The sequence below is a fragment of the Alkalibacterium sp. m-11 genome, assembly GCF_054658155.1.
Map to the genome: position 1 here is coordinate 1 of NZ_BAAGIR010000482.1, position 260 is coordinate 260.

The following is a 260-nucleotide window of genomic DNA, read 5'->3' on the forward strand; positions in this document are numbered from 1 at the left end:
CTATTCTCGAAATCTTTTGAAGGTGCTCATGCCGTTGCGACTATTTTGAGTCTCGTTGAGACAGCCAAATCCAACGGATTACATCCACGAAAATATCTGGACTACCTCTTAACTTACCTTCCAAATCGACAACATACACCTTTGGAGGCTTATTTGCCATGGAATCCAAAGGTGCAGATGGAATGTCGCTAGACATTCAGCATATTATACGCTTCGGACACTTCTCATTATAGTGGTGTCCGATTTTTATTTGTAGGTAC

General features: G+C 41.5%; 1 protein-coding gene. It reads left to right on the top strand.

Annotated features, from left to right (window positions below):
- Nucleotides 1–192: transposase domain-containing protein (locus ACYQ2O_RS13255; RefSeq protein WP_459796835.1), on the top strand; the 192-nt coding region annotated here is incomplete at its 5' end.
- Between the last annotated feature and the right edge of the window lie 68 nt (nt 193–260).